The sequence below is a fragment of the Stenoxybacter acetivorans DSM 19021 genome, assembly GCF_000745895.1.
Classification (GTDB): Bacteria; Pseudomonadota; Gammaproteobacteria; order Burkholderiales; family Neisseriaceae; genus Stenoxybacter; species Stenoxybacter acetivorans.
Window position 1 is genome coordinate 1 of sequence record NZ_JQKE01000007.1, and the last position, 20,169, is coordinate 20,169.

Annotated in this window: 17 protein-coding genes; 6 read left to right on the top strand and 11 right to left on the bottom strand. The window is 47.6% G+C overall.

From position 1 onward, the window contains the following. Positions 1–323 (top strand): IS1595 family transposase (locus tag Q384_RS00405; protein WP_037585278.1); only part of this gene is annotated, 323 nt, incomplete at its 5' end. A 101-nt stretch (positions 324–424) separates the two neighbouring features. Here Q384_RS00405 and Q384_RS00410 read toward each other — a convergent pair. The 4 genes from Q384_RS00410 to trmB form a co-directional block, all read right to left on the bottom strand. Then, positions 425–2,422 (bottom strand): M48 family metallopeptidase, encoded by a 1,998-nt coding sequence (locus Q384_RS00410; protein WP_037585279.1) that lies wholly within the window; start codon positions 2,420–2,422, stop codon positions 425–427. 12 nt (positions 2,423–2,434) lie between these two features. Further along, the gene (locus Q384_RS00415; RefSeq protein ID WP_037585280.1) at positions 2,435–3,025 is read right to left on the bottom strand and encodes a LemA family protein; all 591 of its coding nucleotides are present in this window, start codon (positions 3,023–3,025) and stop codon (positions 2,435–2,437) included. Positions 3,026–3,034: 9 nt separating this feature from the next. Further along, positions 3,035–4,066, bottom strand: a complete 1,032-nt coding sequence (locus Q384_RS00420; protein WP_037585281.1) for a hypothetical protein — start codon at positions 4,064–4,066, stop codon at positions 3,035–3,037. A gap of 67 nt (positions 4,067–4,133) precedes the next feature. Continuing rightward, complete coding sequence (trmB, locus tag Q384_RS00425; RefSeq protein ID WP_037585354.1) at positions 4,134–4,835, bottom strand: tRNA (guanosine(46)-N7)-methyltransferase TrmB; 702 nt, start codon at positions 4,833–4,835, stop codon at positions 4,134–4,136. Between the two features lie 501 nt (positions 4,836–5,336). Here trmB and Q384_RS00430 point away from each other — a divergent pair. Continuing rightward, a complete protein-coding gene (locus Q384_RS00430; RefSeq protein WP_037585282.1) occupies positions 5,337–6,416 on the top strand; it encodes a hypothetical protein in 1,080 nt (359 codons plus the stop codon). Between the two features lie 207 nt (positions 6,417–6,623). On the opposite strand, the gene Q384_RS00435 is transcribed toward Q384_RS00430, so the two are convergent. The 6 genes from Q384_RS00435 to Q384_RS13040 form a co-directional block, all read right to left on the bottom strand. Further along, positions 6,624–7,664: a type IV pilus twitching motility protein PilT gene (locus Q384_RS00435; protein WP_037585283.1), complete on the bottom strand. Its 1,041-nt coding sequence runs from the start codon at positions 7,662–7,664 to the stop codon at positions 6,624–6,626. A 41-nt stretch (positions 7,665–7,705) separates the two neighbouring features. Beyond that, the gene (locus tag Q384_RS00440) at positions 7,706–8,071 is read right to left on the bottom strand and encodes a YkvA family protein (protein WP_051940214.1); all 366 of its coding nucleotides are present in this window, start codon (positions 8,069–8,071) and stop codon (positions 7,706–7,708) included. 94 nt (positions 8,072–8,165) lie between these two features. After that, the gene (gene lolD / locus Q384_RS00445; RefSeq protein WP_037585284.1) at positions 8,166–8,852 is read right to left on the bottom strand and encodes a lipoprotein-releasing ABC transporter ATP-binding protein LolD; all 687 of its coding nucleotides are present in this window, start codon (positions 8,850–8,852) and stop codon (positions 8,166–8,168) included. Then, entirely contained in the window at positions 8,845–10,095 is a 1,251-nt protein-coding gene (locus Q384_RS00450; protein ID WP_037585285.1) for a lipoprotein-releasing ABC transporter permease subunit, read from the bottom strand. The genes lolD and Q384_RS00450 overlap by 8 nt, the downstream gene beginning before the upstream one ends. Positions 10,096–10,312: 217 nt before the next feature. Next, positions 10,313–14,407, bottom strand: coding sequence for a PilC/PilY family type IV pilus protein (locus tag Q384_RS00455; protein ID WP_169740824.1), 4,095 nt, complete (start codon positions 14,405–14,407; stop codon positions 10,313–10,315). 397 nt (positions 14,408–14,804) lie between these two features. Further along, positions 14,805–14,966 carry a hypothetical protein gene (locus Q384_RS13040; RefSeq protein ID WP_156956376.1) on the bottom strand — a complete coding sequence of 54 codons (162 nt, stop codon included), beginning with the start codon at positions 14,964–14,966 and terminating at the stop codon, positions 14,805–14,807. Position 14,967: 1 nt separating this feature from the next. On the opposite strand from Q384_RS13040, the gene Q384_RS00460 reads away from it, so the two are divergent. From Q384_RS00460 to uvrB, 4 genes are all read left to right on the top strand, one after another. Continuing rightward, on the top strand, positions 14,968–15,549 hold the full coding sequence (locus tag Q384_RS00460) for a superoxide dismutase (RefSeq protein WP_037585287.1): 582 nt from the start codon (positions 14,968–14,970) through the stop codon (positions 15,547–15,549). 185 nt (positions 15,550–15,734) lie between these two features. Continuing rightward, positions 15,735–16,211 (top strand): transcription elongation factor GreA, encoded by a 477-nt coding sequence (greA, locus tag Q384_RS00465; RefSeq protein ID WP_037585288.1) that lies wholly within the window; start codon positions 15,735–15,737, stop codon positions 16,209–16,211. A 27-nt stretch (positions 16,212–16,238) separates the two neighbouring features. Then, positions 16,239–16,535 (top strand): ribosome assembly RNA-binding protein YhbY, encoded by a 297-nt coding sequence (gene yhbY / locus Q384_RS00470; RefSeq protein WP_037585289.1) that lies wholly within the window; start codon positions 16,239–16,241, stop codon positions 16,533–16,535. A gap of 241 nt (positions 16,536–16,776) precedes the next feature. After that, entirely contained in the window at positions 16,777–18,822 is a 2,046-nt protein-coding gene (gene uvrB, locus Q384_RS00475; protein ID WP_037585290.1) for an excinuclease ABC subunit UvrB, read from the top strand. 183 nt (positions 18,823–19,005) lie between these two features. Here the strand turns inward: uvrB and galE are convergent, their stop codons facing one another. Further along, positions 19,006–20,028: a UDP-glucose 4-epimerase GalE gene (galE, locus tag Q384_RS00480; RefSeq protein ID WP_211251061.1), complete on the bottom strand. Its 1,023-nt coding sequence runs from the start codon at positions 20,026–20,028 to the stop codon at positions 19,006–19,008. Positions 20,029–20,169: the final 141 nt, after the last annotated feature.

Genomic DNA, 20,169 nt, shown 5'->3' on the forward strand with positions numbered 1-20,169 from the left:
AAGCCATAATCAGAGGACATGCTGATATTAACAGCGTTCTCCATACAGATGGCTGGCGCGGTTACGACGGTTTGGTTGATGTGGGTTTTGAAAAGCATTTTCGTGTCAATCATGGTAATGATGAGTTTTCCGACGGTAAGGGCAATCATGTAAACGGTATTGAAAGCTTTTGGGGCTTCGCTAAACACCGCTTGGCGAAGTTTAAAGGTATTCATAAGCACTTATTTGAAATTCATCTTAAAGAAACTGAGTTTCGTTTTAACCATAGAGAGCAAAATATCTATAAAATCTTGCTTAAATGGTTTAGAACCGAGAAAATTTAGTTGTCTTGTTTTTACCTTGTTTGGTTGTCTTGTCCCAAATATTATTAGACATTATAACTTGCGGAAATTACTTTTTTATATAACATATTGATTTGATATTACTACTGCGGCAGCAAGGGCGGGATTGGGCAGCGTAAAATGGCGGCAATGGTACGCATTAAATCACGCTCAGTAAAATGAATGCGGCCGTCGGCTTGAACGGCGGTCAGCACGGCTTGTAAAACGGCGGCTTTGTCGTCGTCGTTAAGCGCAGCCAAACGCTGTAAAGCGGCTTGCAGCTGCGGCAATGCGGCGGTTTTTATTTGCTGCCATGCAGGTATCGGCGTTATCGCAAACGAGGAAACGGCTGCCTGAAATGCGGCTTGAGCGATGGTTTCATCGTTGTTGCAACGCGCTGCCCATGCCAAAACCAGAATGATGTCATCGGTGCTTTGGGCGAGTGTGCGGCTGTGATTGGCTGTGTTCGGCGGGGATAAATGGATGTTCAGCACAGTCCAAATACACCATTCACGCAAGCTGATTTGCCCGTCGGCAATCATAAGCTGCTGCCACATTTTTCTCAGCTGCTGCCATTGCGGCTCAGACATTTCTGCCAAAGCGGGCAATGCCAAATCCAACAGCGGTAAAGCATGGGCGGTAATCAGGCGGTTTTGCCGAGCAAATAAAGATTGGGTCCGTAAATACAGGTTTCTGTCGTATTGCTCAATGATTTGCCATTGTTTATCGGTAATTTCGGCTTGTTCAGACAGCAATAACACGCACACCAAAGATTGTGCTTGTTCTGCATCTTGGCTGGCTTCATACCATGCGGGCGACATGTTTTGGCGCAGCCATGCGGCATATTGCAGGTGCTGCGGGTGAATTTGAATGATGTCGGACAATGTTTGTTGTCGGATTTGCGATGGCGGCGTGTTTTCCCATGTTTGCGCTTCATCGTATGCCGCTGCTGTGTCGTTGCTGCCCGCAAAGCCGGAATAAAGGGTATCTGCCGTGTTTTGGTTGCCTGAATGCCATTGTGCGCCATTGTTGTCAGACAAATAGGCGGCAGCGCGTTTATCCAGACGGGCAATGCGCTGTTTAATTGGCGGGTGAGTCGCCAGCCAACTGCTTAATCCGTTCATTTCACTGAACATAAAATGCGCATATTCCGCTGAGCTGAAACTGCGCCAACGCGGCTGCGGTTGTGATGCGATTTTAGACAATGCGCGGACTAAGCCTTCTTTTTGCCGCGTGAATTGCACCGCCGATGCGTCTGCCAAAAATTCACGTTGGCGGCTCACGCTTGCCTGAAGCAACTCAGCCATGACGATGCCGAAAAAATCCAAAATAATTAAAGGAATACCAAGCAAAATGCCGGGTATTCCGGGCGAATATGGTTCTTTGCGGTTGTATTCAATATCGGCATTGTATTCGATACCGACGTTATTGGGATTTGAGCCGAAGAGCAGCCCGCTTCCCAGATTGCCAATCATCATCAAGCCGTGCAGCAAGCCGCTTAAACGCATATTCAGGCGCATGTCGCCGTTGAGAATGTGGCTGAATTCATGCGCCACCACTGCTTGCAATTCATCTCGGCTCAAAGCATCGATTGCTCCTTGCGTTACTGCCACCACGGCATCTTGAGGATTCCAGCCTGCCGCAAATGCGTTGATGCTGCTTTCAGGCAGCCAATAAACTTTGGGCAAAGGCAAGCCCGCCGCGATTGCCATTTCTTCCACAACATTCAATAATTGCCGCGTGTTGCCGCTGGCTTGATTGGGTAATACCCGCTTGCCGCCCAAGGCTTCAGCCACCGCCGCGCCGCCGTGTTTTTTCAGTTGCCGCAATCGATAGACACTGCCGCCCAATACCAGTATGAGCATCAGCAATGCACTCCAGCACCAAATCACCCACATATTTGTCTGCATATTTGTCTGCCAAAAATTGTTGACAGAAGCAGGACACGAATGCAGTGTGCAGGTAAGCGCAAGCAGAAATGTGCCGATAAAAGCAATGCAGGTGGCGGTCAATACCACCATCAGAGTCACCGCCGGCACATACAGCCAAATCAACAATCGGCTTAACTGCCGTGCCTTGCGTTGATGTTCAAAAAAACGCATACGCGGCTCGCTTTATAAATTGACTTTCGGGGTGCCTTGAATCAGTTCGCTGTCTTTAAATTGCAGTAGCACTGCGTCTTTTGCGTGTCCGAACAATGAGGCAAACAGCACAAACGGAAACGATTGACGCAGGGTGTTGTAGTCCATCACGTCATCGTTATAGGCTTGCCGCGCGAAGGAAACGCGGTTTTCGGTGCTGCTGATTTCCTCGGTTAATTGTTTGAGGTTTTCGCTGGCTTTTAATTCGGGATAGGCTTCAATTTGCACGTTTAAGCCCTGCAAAGCCCCTGATAATTTTTGCTCACTGCTTGCCATTTGTGCCAAAGCCGCCGGATTTTGCGGCTGATTGTGTGCTGCCTGCAAAGCCGCTAAGGCTTGATTTCGTGCCTGTGTTACTGCGGTTAAAGATTGATTTTCGTGTTGTAAATAGGCTTTGGCAACCGTAACTAAGTTGGGAATCAAATCGTAGCGCCGTTTTAACTGCACTTCGATTTGTGCAAAGGAATTTTGCCACTGGTTTTTACTTCTCACCAATTTGTTGTAGATGTGTATCAAAACACCGGCAATCAGTACCAAAACCAATAATGTGATGATTGCAGCCATGTTATCTCCTTAGGTGGTTTGTGATGTATCGTTATTTAAATTGTTTGGCGCAGTTTGTTTTTCCTGCGCTTGGGTTTCCGCTGCATTTTTTTGCGCATCGTCAGCCCAAAGCCGGCTTTGTTTCAAAACATCGGGCAGGTGATGCCGCACGACTTCATCAACAGTATCCGGAATCTGGGTTAACAGCTGGTGTTGTAAGCTGTTTATCCATTGTACACTGGAAATTTGAATGGCGGTGCGCACCATGCCTGCCAGTGTGTCTGCCAGATGCGGGCGCAGTTTTTCAGCCAGCCGATTAATCAGCTCGGTTTCGGAAATGCACTGTACGGCGCGGTTTTCCGATTCTTGCGGATTGATAACATGCAAATGCACATGAGCCACAGCAGCCGATTCTTGCTCGGTGGGGTATTGGTTGTGTTCCGTTGGATTTTCTGCCGCATCAGACTGCGTGCCTGTGTTTTCTGTTTGTGTTTCGCTGATGATTTCGGCTTTGTTGCGTTTGTCCAAACGAATGCTGACGGCGGGTGTGGTTTCGCTGTCTGCCCGCTGTAAGCAGTCTTGTGCTGCCAACCAATCATCTTGCAGCAAAACGGCGGTTTCGGCGGTTGCCTGCCGTTGCTGCCGATTGTGCTGTTGCTGCCATTGCGCCAAATACGCTAAATAGGTTTCTTTGCGCTGCTCGGGTGTGAGCGATTTGGTTGCGGTTGGGATGGCTGCGGGTGGGTTGGTGTTTTGCACAGGCTGTGTTTTTTTGGTAAGGCTGCCTGAATGAAGGGTAGCAGACAGCTGCGCCGTTGGGCTGTTCGGGTGGTTGGGCGATGCGTTTTGAATCGCGGGTTGGGGTGGCGGCGCGGTTTTTTTGGATTCAAGCAAGGCTTCTAATTGACGTTCCCATTCCGGTTTGGTTTCATTTGTTTGAGATGATTGTTCGGGTTGCTGCACGGGGGTTGCCGCCTCAGTAGGTTCGGCAGCCTGAATGGGTTCGTCGTCATCTAATGTGAAGACAAAGGGGGTTTGTCGGGGATTGTGTTGGTCGTTCACGTGCTTCACTCCGATGTTTTGTTCAGTTGATGCGTGTTTGGCGGGGTTTTACGGGATTTGATGCGGTTTATTTTTTGGTAAACACCAAATCCCAAACGCCGTGCCCCAGCCGTTTGCCGCGTGCCTCAAATTTGGTTTCGGGGCGGTATGCGGGGGTTGGTGCGTAATTATCGGCGGTATTGCAAAGGGTGTCGAACTCGGTTAATACCAAAAGCATTTGTTCGGCATATTCCTGCCAATCGGTTGCCAAGTGAATATATCCGCCGCTTTTTAAGCAGGGCAGGAGTTTGGCAACAAACGCAGGTTGAATCAAGCGGCGTTTATGGTGGCGTTTTTTGTGCCACGGGTCGGGAAAAAAGATGTGAATGCCGTCTAAACTTGTCTCACCAAGCATGTTTTCAACCACTTCCACCGCATCGTGCCGCATGACGCGGATATTGTTTGATTGGTTTTCATCAATCAATTTCAATAAGTTACCCACGCCCGGACCATGCACGTCAATTGCCAAAAAATCACTTTCAGGCAGCCGCTTGGCAATTTCAACGGTAGCAACACCCATGCCGAAGCCAATTTCCAGTATTTTTGGGTTGTTTCTTCCAAAAACTTTATTTAAATCAATTATTTTATTTTGGTAATCCAATCCAAACGACGACCACAGCGTATCAATGGCGCGTTGCTGTGCGGCGGTCATGTGTCCTTGCCGCAACACAAAGCTGCGGATAGAACGCGGGTATTCAGTATCGGTGGGTGCGGTTGTGGTGGTATTCATATTTATTTGGATAACAATGCTTGCGTGTTGCTGCGGTGTCAATACCGTTTCTCCACGCGTGAAAAAGGAGTTTGCGGGTTTTGGGTTGTCTTTAAATGGTGATTATTGCGTCCCTTATTAAATATTGCGTATCTTGCGGTTGTTTTTTGCGTCATGGGTTACTGCTCATTGGTTAAAATGCCTCGCCTGACGCAAAAATCACCTCTCCATATTTGACGCCATATTTAACTGGAAGCGCAATAAAACAAGCCGCTGTATTATCTGCCGAGTGCTTTTTATAAATGCAGGCGAGAAAATAAATAAGGTAATTCAAGCGGTAAATACAGGCTGCCTGAAAAAATCAGAAAATTCATTGCTGCCAATCGGCAATTTATACTGAAAAACAGTGCGTTTGGCCAGTGAATTTATGTGCAATTCGTCGAAAATACCGCGATAAATTTGATTGGAAACAAATCGAGTTTGATAGAATGTGTCGTTTTTGCTGTTTTGAATGGATTGAATATGACTGCCTCGCGCCGCTCTCGGTTGCCCGACGCCCGCCCTTATCCCACCGACCCCGTTAAAAATGAGTTGCTGATTTATGCTACACAATTGGCAAACGGCGGCGGTAAAGCACAAACGGCGTTGGCACATGAAAGTTTGCACAACGCCATTGCCGCGATGCTGCTGCAAAAAAATTATTTGGGTTTGTCTGTGGCTTTGGCAATGTCGCCCAATGCGGCGGTTTATGCCGAATTGTGGCGTGGTTTGCAAGCGGTGTTAAACGCGTATGACGACACGCAGATGCAATGGTTTGCCTTACCCGTGGTGCTGGTGTGCGGCGCGACGCAAGACACGGAATTGCCCGATACTGTGCCGCAAGCGGCGATTGACAGTGTATTCGGAGACGCGAAGGTTTATTGTTTGCCGAAATTGCTGTCTGCGGAAACGTTGAGCAGCATCAATGCAGGGCAGTGGTTTGCCGCCAAGCAAAACCGTGAGCAAGCCGAACAGTTTGCGCAAACGCTGGTTTCAGGCAGCCTGAAAGTGGCAGCGGGGCAATCGGTGTGTGTTGTTTATGCGGTGGGCTTTGGTGATAAAACCATTCAGGCAGTCTTAAGTAAGCCGTTAAACGATGCGGCATTGCCGTTGATGCAAGTGTGGCAGCAGCATTTTTCAGGCAGCGGCATCACGCTGTTTGCCAATCCCTTGCCGCCGATGACACCGATGACGGCACTCTATGAGGGCAGCAATATGCGTGCGCGTATGGCGTGTGATGTATTCACTGCCAACACGGTTCGCGCTATTCGTTTGCAAAATCCGAGCGTGAGTGCGGTGATTGCCGTCGAAGCGGGTGGGCGTTTATTATTTGGTTTTGATGCGGTTGATGCTGCTTTTTCGTTTGAACCTCAGGTGTTTGCACGGCAGTTGTCGCCTATGGACAATATTGATTCGTTTATTCAAAACTTTTTGGATTTATTGGTTGAATGCCGAGTGGAATACGTGCGCTTGCTGGAAGACGTGTTGGCGGAAAATGCCGCTTTTCCGAGCTACGCTCAGGCGCGTCAGATGAAAGGCTGTAATCCACTGCTTGAATTATAGTCATCTAAAGGCTGCCTGAAAACCTTGAGTTGTAAACGTGTTACGCTCAGGGGTTTTTCAGGTAGCCTTATATAGCTGTACTATTATTTTTTCAAAAAAGAAAACATAGCTTATTCAGCAGATTTCAGATAATTAGCCGTAATTTTTTGACTAGTCGTTTTGAAAAATTTAATAGTTTAGCTATATATCTGCTTATGATGAAACTGTTTATTGCAGCTGATCCGGATTGTTTGCTTTTGAACGGGCTTCGTCCATGCTGATTTTTCCTGTTTTCAGCAAGTTTTGCAGGGCTTGGTCAAGGGTTTGCATGCCTGAATTTTGACCGGTTTGCAGCACCGAACCGATTTGGGCAATTTTGTTTTCGCGAATCAGATTGCGCACGGCAGGTGTACTGAGCATGATTTCATGGGCGGCGACACGGCCATTGCCGTCTTTGGTTTTTAAGAGCGTTTGCGAAATAACTGCCCGTAAACTTTCAGACAGCATTGAACGCACCATTTCTTTTTCACTGCCCGGAAATACGTCAATAATCCGATCCACGGTTTTTGCCGCACCGGTGGTGTGTAAAGTACCGAACACCAAGTGTCCGGTTTCGGCGGCGGTAAGTGCCAAACCAATGGTTTCCGGATCGCGCATCTCGCCGACCAAAATCACATCGGGGTCTTCACGCAGCGCTGACTTCAGGGCGTTGGCGAAGCTGTGGGTGTGTTCGTGCAATTCGCGCTGATTTACCAATGATTTTTTACATTCATGCACAAACTCAATGGGGTCTTCAATGGTGAGAATGTGGGCAGGGTGGTTGGTGTTGATGTAGTCTATCATCGCCGCCAGTGTGGTGGATTTACCGGAACCGGTAGGTCCGGTTACCAATACCATTCCGCGTGGGGTATCGGCGATTTTCTTGAAAATGGTAGGGCCGTTGAGTTGTTCCAGTGTCAATACTTTGCTGGGAATGGAACGCAAAACGGCGGCAGGACCGCGCTCAATATTAAACGCGTTCACACGAAAGCGGGATACGCCGGGTAACTCAAAAGAAAAGTCGGTTTCCAGATTTTGCTGATATTGTTTGATTTGATTGTCGTTCATGATGGACATGATCATTTTGCCGACTTCATCGCTGCTCATGTCAGGCAAATTGATGCGGCGCATGTCGCCGTGAACGCGAATCATCGGCGGCAAGCCTGAGCTCAAATGCAAGTCTGATGCTTTGTTTTTAACGGCGAATGCCAATAGGTCGGTAATCTGCATATTGTTTTTATTCCTTTTAATTTAAAGGCGGTTGTTTGCGGTTATTTAATGAGCTGGTCTGCGGCTTCTTTGGCGCGCAGCAAAATGTCTTCGTTCATGTGGCTTTTCAGCTGGCTGAACACCAAGGCAATCACTGCCAAATCATCGGTGAAGCCCAAAGGCCCCAGTAAATCGGGAATGCTGTCGAATGGGCTGACAAAATACAACAGCGCGGCAATAATAATCAATTTGCTTCGCTTGGGGGTGCTTGGTGATTTCAGTAAAAAATACAAGGCGTAAAGTTGTTTAATGGCGGGTTTTCCCAAACGAAATGCGTATGTTTTGAGCTTATTCAGAAAGCCTTTTTCGTCCAAACGGCGGCTTTTGAATTTTTCTTGGATTTCTTGAAGTTTTTCGGGGGCGGTCATGTGGATTCCCTTAATCAATAGACAAGCACGTTAATACGGGTGCATTTTTTTGGTAATGTAAGCATATATCATTCCATGTGTTATGCGCCATGTGTCATGCGGCGGTTGCAAGCAAACTGCCGTCGTGCACCGTAAACACGCGCTCGAAACGTGCTGCCAATTCGTCGTCATGCGTAACCACCACTAAGGCGGTTGCCAACTCGTTTTTCAAGTCCAGCATCAAATCCAATGCGTTTTGCGCGTTTTGGCGATCCAAATTGCCGGTTGGTTCATCGGCAAGCAGACAAGCGGGGCGGTTTACCAAAGCACGGGCAATGGCGGTGCGCTGACGCTCGCCGCCGGATAACTCGCCCGGGCGGTGCAAGATGCGTTGCTTTAAGCCCACTTTTGCCAACATATCGGCGGCGGCGGCTTCCGCTTCCGGCTTGGGGCGGCGCGCAATCAAAAGCGGCATCATCACATTTTCCAAGGCGGAAAATTCCGGCAATAAATGGTGGAATTGATAAACAAAACCCAGATGCTGATTGCGCAATTGTCCCAATGCGGTTTGGCTTAAACCCGCCAAATCCTGCCCCATAAGCCGAATCGTGCCTTGCGTGGGCGTGTCTAAACCGCCCAGCAGGTGTAATAAAGTGGATTTGCCGCTGCCGGAAGCACCGATAATGCCCACGCTTTGTCCCGGGGCTACCCGCAAATCCAGATGCGCCAATACCGTTACTTGCAGTAAACCGTCGTCGTAGCTTTTGGCAACGTTATTGCATTCCAATACCCAATTATTCATAGCGCAAAGCCTCCGCGGGTTGCGTTTTTGCCGCTTGGCGACTGGGGTATAACGTAACCAAAAACGACAGCAGCAAAGAAATGCCCGCAATAATGGCAACGTCGGTAAACGCCACATGTGAGGGAACATAGTCGATAAAATATACAGCCGATGAAATTAATTGCCGCCCCAGCAGCAATTCCACACCATGCACCACGTGTCCGATATTCCATGCCAGCAACACGCCGATAACCACGCCGCTGACCGTGCCGATTAAGCCCAGCATAATGCCCTGTACCATAAAAATGTGCATGACTTTGCGCGGGGATAATCCCAATGTGCGCAAAATGGCAATGGCGGCGCGTTTTTCGGTAACCGTCATAATCAGCGTGGAAATTAAGTTAATTGATGCCACCAAGCTGATGAAAAACATAATGATGAACATCATTTTTTTCTCTAATTCCACCGCTTGGAAATAATCTTTGTTTTGGAATGTCCAATCACGCGCCCAGACTTTGTCTTGGCGATCCGGCGGCACAATCACTGCCGTTACTTCAGGTGCTGCATCAGGGCGGCTTAAACGCACCTGCAATATCGCATTTTCATCGCCGGCGCGATAGAGGGTTTTGGCGTCTTCAATATTGGTTAAAGCCAGCGAGCTGTCCACCGCAAAAATGCCGGTATGCACAATACCCACCACATTAAATTGCTTCATGCGCGGTACCATGCCCACGGGAGTTACATTGCCATCGGGCGTGATGACTGTGATTTTTTGCCCGATTTGTGCGCCGAGTTTTGCCGCCAGCTCTTGCCCCAGCACCAAATCAAATTCGGTAGGCAAGAGTTTGCGGTAAAGTTCAGCAGGTAGTTTATCGCCGAATTCAGAAACTTGCGCGATGCTGTTGGGATCAATGCCTTTCAGCTGCACACCGCTCACTTCACCCTCATTTGCCAGCAAAGCCTGCCCCGCCACAAACGGCGACACACCCAATACACGTGGATTTTTTTGTGCCAATGCTGCCAGATTTTGCCAATTATCGCCCGCTTCGGGCATGAAATAGCCGATTTCCATATGCGGCGCAACCTTTAATAATTGCCCGCGAATCTCGCGCTGAAAGCCATTCATCACCGACAACACCACAATCAGCGCAATTACGCCAATGGCAATGCCGATAATGGAAATGGTGCTGATAAACGACATAAAGCCGCTGCGTTTTTTTGCGCGCAAATAGCGCAGACCGATCCAAGTTTCTAAAGACAGCATGGTGTTCTTTGATTGAGTAAACAGGCGGTATGGTAACTTGAATTTGGCAGATTGTGCGGCTTTTGCTTTTCTTTGTGCTGTTGGCTGCCTGAAAACATGAAAGCAATCAATGCGTCAGGGCGTTGCTTACTGTTACGAAGAACCAACAAAATACTCAGGCAGCCTTAAACTCAGGCTGCCTGAAATACGCGAAACAATCAGTTAAACAATCAAGTTATTAGAATATTTCACGCCAAGAAATACGTTTGATGGTGCGCGGTACGGGCGAACACTCAAAGCGCGTAACATCTGCACCGTCTTGTCCGGCTTGTGCCATTGCCAGTTCCTCACAAGTAGGAGGGGGAGGAGGCTTACCTCCGTTCCACAGGCGTATGATGCCATTGGTGTTCGTGCCGCCATCTATAGTATGAGATACTCCGGTAGCGGAAATTAAATTACTGTAATGAGCATCAGCATAAACACCAATTGCCATGTCCTTACCAAAATGGAAAGCCTTCAGCGAGGCATCTCCCTCTCCCGGTTTTGCGGGTGAGCCTTTAATGACATTCACTTGGTAGTTGCGGATAATGGATCTATAAGTTGCGCCCACGCACATTAAGTCTTTATAGTCGGACGGCAGGTCAATGGATCCGGTTTCCGATGAAAAGAACACGGTTTTGTTTACAATCAGTGGTCTGTTGACAATTCGCTCGCCGTCTTTTTTACCATTGACCATCAGGTTAATAAACCAGCCCTTGTGTTGGTTCGAGTTAAGGATTTTGTTGTCTGTGAAATTGCGTGCTTTCCGCTTGTTTCCTTGATCATCAGTCATTTCGCCTTCGCTCAATTCGCGCTCCAATAAAGTGGTATCGCGATTAGCATAGGAAGCCACCGGTTGGTTTGGCGGTATCGGTGCGCTAATTTTGTCCAGTAAACTATAGAAACTTTGTTCAGCCAGTGAACCAAAATCGGTGTCTTGGTCAATGCGGTCAGATTCCAAGTAATTTCGTCCGGTGCCAAACACCACTTGAGCGTGGGTACCGCCGCGATAATAAGCATTGGGGGCAGCGGTAATTGGTTGTTTGGGATCGCCGTCGAATACTTTATAGGATTCAAATTGAGCAGATGTTTCAATATTGCCGTCAACATTGAGGTGAATGCGGTGTAAATCACCATTGGAATCGCCCACGTAAATCACATCGGCAATGAGATCGTTATCCAAATCCATAACGTGCAAGTCGCCCAGTACAGCCCCCGCGTCTGCCGAAGACACTTCAATTGTGCGAACCAATCTACCCGGTTTGCCGTTGTTTGTGCGGACGTTTTGTGTAATCATGCCGCCGGCTTCTCGGTCATAGGAGAAGCCCAAGGCATCAAAAACATAAATTTTAGGTTTTTGTGATGTATCAGGGTAACCGTAGCCATTGGTTGAAAAGGCAGCGAGCAAAGTATCGGCGGCATAATTCGGTCTTATATTGATGGTTTCCGAATTGTTGTTTGTGTTGCCGGTTTTTTGACGTTGCAGGGCGATTTCTTTGACCAAGGCATTATTCAAGGTGTAGCCCATGTCGTTGATTTCACCGGCGGCACCAAAAGCATCGGTGCTGGTGTCCCATAACAATACCTTATCTTTTGCATTGGATTGGTAGCTGCCCGTATTCGTTGAACCGGTGGAAGCATCTGTGATACCAACATTGGTTTTGCCGTCTACGTCATCTTTGCCTCCGATATTTAAGGCATACAGTCCGCGCCCGCCTTGGCCGGCATTGCCGATAAAGAAGTGCCGTATTTGATCGCCCTTAACATTAGTTGTTGTGTAATAGTTGATGGGACCGTCTAAATAGGATTCACGCGGCACGTTGTTGGAACCGTAATTTCTATAAGCACGAATGGCGATGTCTTCAATCAGGCGGCGATTGTTTTCACGCAGTATGGCACCGGGCATATATCTAAAACGTTCCAAATAGGGGCGTCCGCTAAAGTTGTGGTCAGCCGTGTAGATATGCGCCATACCGTCGTTGGCTTGTAACACCATGTAGCGCGGCAATTTAATGGCTTTCCCGTTGGCTTGGGTGAATACACTACCTAAATTGCTTTTGTTGCGACTGCTTTCCACCATGTCGCCCAGCAAACCGATATTCACGCCGGTGATTTCACCGAGTTTGCGCTTCATGGCATCATCGGGTGTTTGCCCCAGTAATCGGCTGCGAACACGGTAATCCGGACGGTCAGAACCCCAAATATTACTGGCATTACCCTCAGTGGAGGCGTAGTCGTCTTGATAGTTTGCGGTTCCAGAGGTGCTGGTATAACTCTCTGCTTTGCCGAGTAACCAATAAAGATAACCATTCCACCAACGGTTTGCAGTCAGTGGCTTTTTACCATTTGACTCTATCTTAGTGAGTAGCGTGGGGTTTCCATCAGGATCAGTCAAGGTGTTGGGTGGTGGTGGTGGGTTATTTGGATCAATATTTTCTACTGGTTGGGCATAATCACAAAGCCACTGCTCCGCTTCTTTAAGCGAGGTGCCAAAGCAATCGCGCCACAGATCTGTATGCTCATGTTTATATATATCGTTTAAAGAAAAATAATTGTTATTTAATCCGCTGTTGCTAAGTGGATTAGCTCCTTGTGACAAATCATACAGCTTACTACCTGAAACCACGTTGCCTTTGGCATCTCGGTTTGGCAGAGTGGCTAAAAAGACACTATTATTATAATTAGCTGTGATTGGGTAAACTATTTTATCTTTTTTGGCACCATCTTGTTCAAAGCCGCTTGGGCTGGTGCTATCCATTTTTTTAAATTGGATAGAACTACTCCACGACGGCGGATCAATGGCTACCACCGGTGCAAAGTTTGCTTCTTTTTGGGTTTCATCTGATTCGAATATCGCGCTGTTGTTGGTGAATGTGATTTGACTGTACTGAACATAATCCGGTGTCTGAACTTGCGCGATACCCAAAATGGCATCAAAAGCCGCGTCTAAACCATCACCTGAATTAGTAATAATATACGCACCGCCGCCTTTTTCAACGATATTTTTTACATTGGATGGGCCGCTCATAAAACTGATGGCGTGGGTGATGATGTTTTGTTTGGGGAAATAGGGATCATCCCAGCTCTTGCCATCTTTATCGGTGGTTACTGTACCGCCAGTACCCTTGCCCGTGGGATCGTCCCAAGAGAATTTGTCAATTTTAAAACCCTCAGGACGGTAATCGTGATTGTAGGCAAATTCAGGCGCGTAAGCCCTTTTATTACCCAAAGACGGAGAGAGAAATGGGAAATCGTGGTCTTGATCTGAGGCACCATCGGAGATCAACAAAACATGGTTTTGCTGGCAACGGTATTGCATCACGCGGCGCACGGATGCGCGCACATCGGCGTGATTTTCAATTTTATCCGGATCTTGTACAGCACCTTCTTTACTGAAACCATTGATAATGCGCGCTTCGGCAGAGTTGTTTTCATTCAACCAGCCACTGTTGGCATCATCGTCTTTAACGTGATCCCAAATGGTCAATGGATCAGGTACTTTGCTGCGAGGAACGGAATTAACGCCCCATGCAGGTGCGTAAGTGAAAAATGATTTTGATCGTGCCGTGGGCTGTGTTTTAAAGTTATTAATCCAATAACGGTTCATTTCGTCCCACCACAGCGGGCAGTTAAGATATTGGCTGTTTGTACCTGTATTTTCGTCGGCGAGACCGAGGTTATTAGAAGGACAGGTATAGCTGGGATTGGGGTGGTAGGGTCCTTCGCCGCCCATATAGGCATAAATGGTGCGTAACGCATCCATATTGGGGGTTAAGTGTTCGGAAAGCATACGAGAAAGAATGATGTCCATCTTCTTGATGTGATCATCAGTACTGTCTTCAATCGGCACCATAATGTAGCCCAAGGTGTTGTACCATGAAGACTCTGCGCCCACCACATCATGATAACCCTCTGTGAATTGTTCTTTACCGTTTTCTTTGTCCCAATATTTGAAATCCATATCATCATCATAGTCGTTCAGCGTCGCCAAGCCAATTCGGAATTTATCTCGGTATTTTCTGATAGCACTTCGAGTAACGCTCTTGGCAATTTCGTTTCGGCTGCGACCCCACGGATCTCCGCTTACGGACCATTCCATACTTTCCGAATTATCAAAAAGCAACATCAGGTTGGGTGTGGTTTTATTGATGGTTCGCAACTGCATGTAGTAAGGCACGCTGACAAACGGCGTTTGGCGCGGAATGACAGGATCGGAGGCTGCGGCGGCAGATGCGTTTTCGATGATTAAACCACAAGCCAGCAGGCTTAACATGATTTGATTTAGGCGTTTCATTTTCATTGTGCTTACCTCGCGAGTGGTAAAGTTTTTGCGGCAACCGATAAGATGAAACCCATCGGCTACTCGGTTCAGTGCAATACATTCGCAAAACCCCGATTATTATATTACAGGGTGTGTTTATTGGATATCTAATATTAAACTGTTGATTTTTATTCAATTGTCATATTTTTATTATGCGTTAAATAAATTAGGGACACAGTCTAATATCATTATTTTACAGCAATTGCAGCAAATTTCAGTCCAGTCAGGCGAGTTTTACATTTAAATTTCAGAAAATGTTGTTTTGAGGCATATTTAAAGCCGATGGATATTAAAAAACAAATTAAAAAACAAACTGCTGTGCCGTTCTCGCGGTTTTTATTTTTCGGTATTTCAAAAAATAGCGCAGAACTTATCCGCAGGTTGCGGCAAAAACGGCGATGATTTGCGGCGCAATCCGACGGTGTATTACAATGACTTCGCCGCGGCAAATACTTAAAACTTGCTTGGCTGTCTGAAATAAACAGGCTGCCTGAAACACAGGCGCAAACACATCAACAACAAAGGAAATCAATATGGAACATCAATTACCTAAACTGCCTTATGCTTTAGATGCATTGGAGCCGCATTTGTCCAAAGAAACTTTGGAATATCACTATGGCAAGCATCATCAAACCTATGTAACCAATTTAAACAATCTGATTAAAGGCACGGAGTTTGAAACCCTGTCTTTGGAAGACATCATCAAAAAATCCAGCGGCGGTGTGTTCAATAATGCCGCGCAGGTGTGGAATCATACTTTTTATTGGTTTGGCTTAACGCCTGCGGGCAAAGGCAAGCCCGAAGGTGCGCTGGCACAAGCCATTGAGGCAAAATGGGGTTCTTTTGATGTATTTAAAGAAGAATTTAATAAAACCGCGGCGGGTACTTTCGGTTCCGGCTGGGCGTGGCTCGTGAAAACATCAAGTGGCGATTTGGCACTGGTATCCACGTCCAATGCCGCCACACCGCTGACCACCGACAACACGCCGCTTTTAACCTGCGATGTGTGGGAACATGCTTATTATATTGACTATCGCAACAGCCGCCCGAATTACTTGGGTGGATTTTGGCAAATTGTTAACTGGGACGAAGTGGCAAAACGCTTTGCTGCGTGAATTTGGGTTGAAGTGGCTGCCTGAAAACGGGTAAATCCGATTTGGCAAAGCCAAAAACCGGATTGCTATTTTGCGGTGTTCTGCTACAATGGCTACCGATTAGTCGCAAGCCACCTTTTTTCGGTGGCTTGCCTTTTTTATTATTGTCAGCGTGAAGCGAAGTAAACGTTGGGAACTTTACCAAAATGCAAAAAATTCCATTAACGGTCAATGGTGCCGATTTACTCAAGCAAGAACTGCAAAAACTCAAAAGCGTGGCGCGCCCCGCTGTGATTGAAGCCATTGCCGAAGCGCGTTCACACGGCGATTTGTCGGAAAACGCCGAATACGAAGCCGCTAAAGAAAAGCAAGGTTTTATTGAAGGACGTATTGCCGAGATTGAACACAAATTATCCTTGGCTTTGATTATCGACCCCAAAGAAATTCACGCCGAAGGCAAAGTGGTGTTCGGCGCAACGGTAACGCTGGAAAACTTAGATACTGAAGAAGAAATCACCTATCAAATTGTGGGTGAAGACGAAGCAGACATTAAATTCAATAAAATTTCTGTCGGTTCACCTATTGCCCGTGCATTGATTGGCAAAGAAGAGGGTGATGTGGCTGAAGTGCAAACGCCAGATGGTGTGCGTGAATACGAAATTATTGCGGTGAACTATGCGTGAACCATTTTTGCAAAACCGAGAAAAACCATGACTGAAATGCTGTTGTCCACCAAAGACATCGCCGCTTTAAAAGCCCGCGCTCACCACCTGAATCCTGTGGTGATGATTGGGCAAAACGGTTTAACCGATGCGGTTATCCAAGAAACCGATACCCATTTGACTGCCCATGAATTGATTAAAGTTCAGGTTGCCGATGATGACCGTGCTGAACGCGCTGCCATTGCTCAAGCACTGTGCGGTGCAGTAGATGCGCACTTGGTTCAGCACATCGGTAAACAATTGGTGCTGTTTCGCCCCAAGCCGGAAAAGCCTCAGCCGAAATAATTTTGTGATAACAATCGGCGCGGGTAAAAACAACCATTGCCGCGCCTCATTACCTCATTGTTTTTGCAAGCTGTTGTCGGTGTGTTAATCAATGTGTCAATGGTACGGTAAGCCGAATATTTGGCTACGGCAAAACCATCTCTTTTTGCAATAACTGTTTATTCTGTGTGAATGTGTTGTTGTATTTCTTCAAAGGCGGCGTTTCAGGCAGCCGGTTTACGTATCTGAATGGGAGGCAGTTATGGACATCATTGAATATTCAGGCAGCCCGTTTAAACTGCACCGTCCGTTTCCGCCTGCCGGCGACCAGCCGGAGGCAATTGCCGCTTTACTCGAAGGTTTAAATGACGGTTTGTCGGCACAAACCCTGCTGGGTGTTACCGGCTCGGGCAAAACCTATACCATGGCGAATGTGATTGCGCAAAGTGGCCGCCCCGCCATTATCATGGCACACAACAAAACTTTGGCAGCGCAGCTTTATGCTGAAATGCGTGGGTTTTTTCCCGAAAACGCAGTGGAATATTTCGTCTCTTATTACGATTATTACCAGCCGGAAGCCTATGTACCCAGCCGTGATTTGTTTATCGAAAAAGATTCCAGCATCAACGAACACATTGAGCAAATGCGCCTGAGTGCGACCAAAAGCCTGATGCAGCGTCCTGATGTGGTGATTGTTGCCACCGTGTCGGCGATTTACGGTATCGGCGACCCCAACGAATACCACCAAATGATTTTGCACCTCAAAGAAGGGCAGAAAATAGATCGCCGCGACATTATTGCCGCGCTGGTGGCGATGCAATACGAGCGCGGCGACATGGATTTTTCTCGCGGCACGTTTCGGGTGCGCGGCGATGTGATTGATGTGTTTCCGGCGGAAAGTTCTGAAATTGCCTTGCGCATCAGCCTGTTTGACGATGAAGTGGATCGAATGCAGCTGTTTGATCCGCTGACAGGCAGCCTCAATCAGCGTGTGGGGCGTTATACCGTGTTTCCGTCCAGCCATTATGTTACGCCGCGCGAAACTGTATTGCAGGCGTGCGAGCGCATTAAAATCGAATTGGCAGAGCGCATTGCCTTTTTCACCAAAGAAGGGCGGGCGGTTGAAGCGCAGCGTATTGAGCAGCGCACCCGTTTTGACTTGGAAATGCTGTATGAGATGGGTTTTTGCAAAGGCATTGAAAATTATTCGCGCCATTTTTCAGGTAAACCCGAGGGTGAACCGCCGCCCACGCTGATGGATTACCTGCCAAAAAATGCGATGATGTTTATTGATGAAAGCCATGTAACCGTTACCCAAATCGGCGGTATGTATAAGGGCGATGCGTCGCGGAAACAAAATTTGGTGGACTACGGCTTTCGTTTGCCGTCTGCCCGTGATAACCGCCCGCTCAAATTTCATGAATTTGAACGCATTATGCCGCAGGTGATTTTCGTATCTGCCACGCCCGCTAAGTATGAAGAAGAACACGCAGGGCAAGTGGTGGAACAGGTGGTGCGCCCCACCGGTTTGGTTGATCCGCAAATCATTATTCGCCCTGTTGCCACTCAAGTGGACGATTTGATGTCGGAAATCAACAGCCGCAAAGAAAAAGGCGAGCGCGTATTGGTAACCACACTCACCAAGCGCATGGCGGAACAACTGACTGATTATTACAGTGAACTGGGCGTGAAAGTGCGCTATCTGCACAGTGATATTGATACCGTGGAGCGCGTGGAAATTATCCGCGATTTGCGCTTGGGTTTGTTTGATGTGTTGGTGGGCATTAATTTGCTGCGCGAGGGCTTGGATATTCCCGAAGTATCGCTGGTGGCGATTTTAGATGCCGATAAAGAAGGTTTTTTGCGTAGCCATCGTAGCCTGATTCAAACCATTGGCCGTGCCGCCCGTAATCTTAATGGCGTGGCGATTCTCTATGCCGACAGAATCACCGATTCCATGAAAGCGGCAATCAGTGAAACCGACCGCCGCCGTGAAAAACAACAGCAATTTAATCAAGAACACGGCATTGTGCCGCAGCAAATACATAAGCAAGTCAAAGACATCATCGACGGCGTGTACAGCGATGATGAAAATAATAAAGGACGCGGCAAAGGGCGTGGTCAGGGCAGGGTAAAAGGGAAGGTAACAGAAATCCGCAACGAAGAAGACGCGGTAAAAGAAATTACCAAATTGGAAAAAGCCATGCAAACCGCCGCCCGCGATTTACAATTTGAAGAAGCCGCTGTTATCCGCGACAAAATCCGTGCTATTAAAGAAAATCTGCTATTTGGCGCAGTGCCGGATTAAACAAATAATAAAAACAGGCTGCCTGAAAATCCGGATAACGGTGTTTTCAGGCAGCCTGAGCATTAAAAATGGTTATGCTGTGCTTTGGCAAATGGCACAGCAATTGATTGCGGCGTTGCACCTAAAGAAGCTGTTTACTGCATTTTTGCCAAAGCCATGCCGGCAAAAGAAAAACAATACAGTTTACGCATCCTCATAGCCGTTTGGGTTTTGCATTTGCCAACGCCAAGCGTCGCGCAGCATCAGAAATAAATCTTTATTGGCTTGCCAGCCCAATTCTTCTTTGGCTTTGCTTGCATCGGCATAACACGCGGCAACATCGCCTTCTCGGCGCGGGGCGATTTTTCGCGGGATACCAATGCCGCTGACCAATTCAAATGCCTGCACCACTTCCGAAACCGTAAACCCACTGCCTGTGCCTAAGTTATACACATGGACACCTGCTTCATCTTTTTTGGTAGCCATCGCCGCCAAATGACCGGCAGCAAGGTCTTCAACGTGAATATAATCACGGATAGCAGTGCCGTCGCGGGTGGGGTAGTCGTTGCCATAGACGGACAATTCGTCAAGTTTGCCGATGGCCACTTGGCAAATATAGGGCAAGAGGTTGTTGGGAATGCCATTGGGGTTTTCACCGATTAAACCGCTTTCGTGCGCACCAATGGGATTGAAATAACGCAATAACACCACGCTGAAACGGTTGTCGGCTGCCTGAACATCGCGCAGCAGGTTTTCGGCTTGATACTTGCTGTCGCCGTAGGGATTGGCGGTGTCGCCGATGGGCATGTCTTCGGTAATCGGCAATTTGGCAGGATCGCCGTAAACAGTGGCAGACGAGCTGAATACAATGTGAAACACGCCTGCTTTTGCCATTTCTTCGATCAAAATACGAGTGCCGTTAATATTGTTGTCGGCATATTTTTCGGGTTCACGCACACTTTCCGCCACGCTTTTCAAGCCGGCAAAATGCAAAACCGCATCAATTGTGTGTTCGGCAAAAATACGCCGCAAAATTTCGGGGTCGCGCACGTCGCCTTGATAAAATGCGGGCGATTCGCCGCTGATGAGTTCGATTCGTTCCAGCACCAAAGGTGAAGCATTGCTTAAATTATCCAGTATCACCACCTGATGATTGGCGGCAATGAGCTGCAATACAGTGTGAGAACCAATAAAACCGGCACCGCCGGTAACCAAAACAGCCATGATTGATGTCCTTAATCCAAATCTGCCGATGCTTAATATCTGTTCGGCATCATACCAAAATTATTCAATTATACTAAAGCAATTAAATTTTCAAACATCTCTCAAACGTTCTTGCGAGAAGCGCAGCGATGCGGCCATTCGGAA

Coding starts and splice junctions, on each gene's coding strand:
- Q384_RS00435 (WP_037585283.1), bottom strand. CDS start 7,664: ATGCAGATTACCGACCTATTGGCATTCGCCGTTAAAAACAAAGCATCA.
- greA (WP_037585288.1), top strand. CDS start 15,735: ATGCAAAAAATTCCATTAACGGTCAATGGTGCCGATTTACTCAAGCAA.
- trmB (WP_037585354.1), bottom strand. CDS start 4,835: ATGAATACCACCACAACCGCACCCACCGATACTGAATACCCGCGTTCT.
- uvrB (WP_037585290.1), top strand. CDS start 16,777: ATGGACATCATTGAATATTCAGGCAGCCCGTTTAAACTGCACCGTCCG.
- yhbY (WP_037585289.1), top strand. CDS start 16,239: ATGACTGAAATGCTGTTGTCCACCAAAGACATCGCCGCTTTAAAAGCC.
- lolD (WP_037585284.1), bottom strand. CDS start 8,852: ATGAATAATTGGGTATTGGAATGCAATAACGTTGCCAAAAGCTACGAC.
- Q384_RS00410 (WP_037585279.1), bottom strand. CDS start 2,422: ATGCGTTTTTTTGAACATCAACGCAAGGCACGGCAGTTAAGCCGATTG.
- Q384_RS00415 (WP_037585280.1), bottom strand. CDS start 3,025: ATGGCTGCAATCATCACATTATTGGTTTTGGTACTGATTGCCGGTGTT.
- Q384_RS00455 (WP_169740824.1), bottom strand. CDS start 14,407: ATGAAACGCCTAAATCAAATCATGTTAAGCCTGCTGGCTTGTGGTTTA.
- Q384_RS00440 (WP_051940214.1), bottom strand. CDS start 8,071: ATGACCGCCCCCGAAAAACTTCAAGAAATCCAAGAAAAATTCAAAAGC.
- Q384_RS00430 (WP_037585282.1), top strand. CDS start 5,337: ATGACTGCCTCGCGCCGCTCTCGGTTGCCCGACGCCCGCCCTTATCCC.
- Q384_RS00460 (WP_037585287.1), top strand. CDS start 14,968: ATGGAACATCAATTACCTAAACTGCCTTATGCTTTAGATGCATTGGAG.
- Q384_RS00450 (WP_037585285.1), bottom strand. CDS start 10,095: ATGCTGTCTTTAGAAACTTGGATCGGTCTGCGCTATTTGCGCGCAAAA.